This is a genomic window from Pseudonocardia halophobica, from assembly GCF_027922425.1.
Classification (GTDB): domain Bacteria; phylum Actinomycetota; class Actinomycetes; order Mycobacteriales; family Pseudonocardiaceae; genus Pseudonocardia; species Pseudonocardia halophobica.
The window spans coordinates 1-1,609 of record NZ_BSFQ01000107.1; the positions used below are offsets into that span (position 1 = coordinate 1).

Genomic DNA, 1,609 nt, shown 5'->3' on the forward strand with positions numbered 1-1,609 from the left:
TACGACGTGGTGATCGTGGGTGGGGGTGGGCACGGGCTGGCCACCGCGCACTATCTGGCGCGCAATCATGGGATCACGAATGTGGCGGTGTTGGAGAAGGGCTGGTTGGCCGGCGGGAACATGGCCCGCAACACCACGCTGATCCGGTCGAACTATCTGTGGGACGAGTCCGCGGCGATCTACGAGCACTCGCTGAAGCTGTGGGAGGGCCTGGAGGACGAGCTGGGCTATCCGATCTTGTTCTCGCAGCGGGGGGTGCTCAACCTGGCCCATACCGAGCAGGACGTGCGGGACTCGGTGCGCCGGGTGGAGGCGAACAAGCTCAACGGGATCGACGCCGAGTGGTTGGGCCCGGACGAGGTGGCCAAGGTGTGTCCGATCGTCAACGTCTCCGACCAGATCCGGTATCCGGTGCACGGGGCGACGTATCAGCCGCGGGCCGGGATCGCCAAGCACGACTACGTGGCCTGGGGGTTCGCCCGCCGCGCCGACGCCGCCGGGATCGACCTGATCCAGGACTGCGAGGTCCTCGGCTTCACCACCGACGGGGACACCGTGACCGGGGTGCGGACCAGCCGCGGGGAGATCGGCTGCGGGCGGGTGGCGTTGTGCGCGGCCGGGCACACCAGCGTGCTGTTGGACCTGCTCGGGGTGCCCGCGCCGCTGCAGTCGCACCCGCTGCAGGCGTTGGTCTCGGAGCTGCTGGAGCCGGTGCACCCGACGATCGTGATGTCGAATGCGGTGCACGTCTATGTCTCCCAGGCGCACAAGGGCGAACTGGTGATGGGCGCCGGGGTGGACGCGTACACCGGGTACGGGCAGCGCGGGGCGTTTCACATCATCGAACGCCAGATGGCCGCCGCGGTCGAGCTGTTCCCCGTCTTCGCCCGGGCGCACCTGCTGCGGTCCTGGGGCGGGATCGTCGACGTCACCCCCGACGCCAGTCCGATCGTCGGGCACACCCCCTACGGCAACGTGTTCGTCAACGCAGGGTGGGGCACCGGCGGGTTCAAGGCCACCCCGGGCCTGGGCTGGTGTTTGGCCGACACGCTCGCGCACGGGCGCCCGCACCCGTTCGTGGCGCCGTTCGCGCTGGACCGGTTCAGCACCGGCGCCCTGGTCGACGAACACGGCGCCGCCGCCGTCGCCCACTAACCCCCCAGCCCCCCGAGCCCACCCCAGCAGTTCACGGAGACCCTTGATGCAGTTGATCCACTGCCCCTGGTGCGGCCCCCGCGAGGAGGTCGAGTTCTGCTACGGCGGCCAGGCCCACCGCAGCTACCCGCACGATCCGGCCGCGTTGTCCGACGAGCAGTGGGCCCGGTTCGTGTTCTTCCGCGACAACCCCAAGGGCCCCTTCGCCGAACGCTGGAGCCACACCGCGGGCTGCCGGCGCTGGTTCAACGCCGTGCGCGACACCCGCACCTACCGCTTCCTCGCCACCTACAAGATCGGCGACCCCCGCCCGGAGGTGACCCCATGAGGCTCGCCGGCTACGGGCACGTCCTCGACCGCACCCGCACCCTGACCTTCACCTTCGACGGCGAGCAGTACACCGGCCACCCCGGCGACACCCTGGCGTCGGCGCTGCTGGCGAACGGGGTCCGCC

Annotated in this window: 3 protein-coding genes; all 3 read left to right on the forward strand. The window is 70.4% G+C overall.

Annotated features, from left to right (window positions below; translation table 11 throughout):
* Positions 1 to 1,155, forward strand: a 1,155-nt coding sequence (locus PKE99_RS37450; RefSeq protein WP_037054742.1) for a sarcosine oxidase subunit beta family protein, incomplete at its 5' end; no start/stop codon positions are given.
* 46 nt (positions 1,156 to 1,201) lie between these two features.
* Complete coding sequence (locus tag PKE99_RS37455; protein WP_037054740.1) at positions 1,202 to 1,483, forward strand: sarcosine oxidase subunit delta; 282 nt, start codon at positions 1,202 to 1,204, stop codon at positions 1,481 to 1,483.
* The coding region (locus PKE99_RS39125) for a 2Fe-2S iron-sulfur cluster-binding protein (RefSeq protein WP_197040918.1) at positions 1,480 to 1,609 on the forward strand (130 nt) is incomplete at its 3' end. The genes PKE99_RS37455 and PKE99_RS39125, both read left to right, overlap by 4 nt.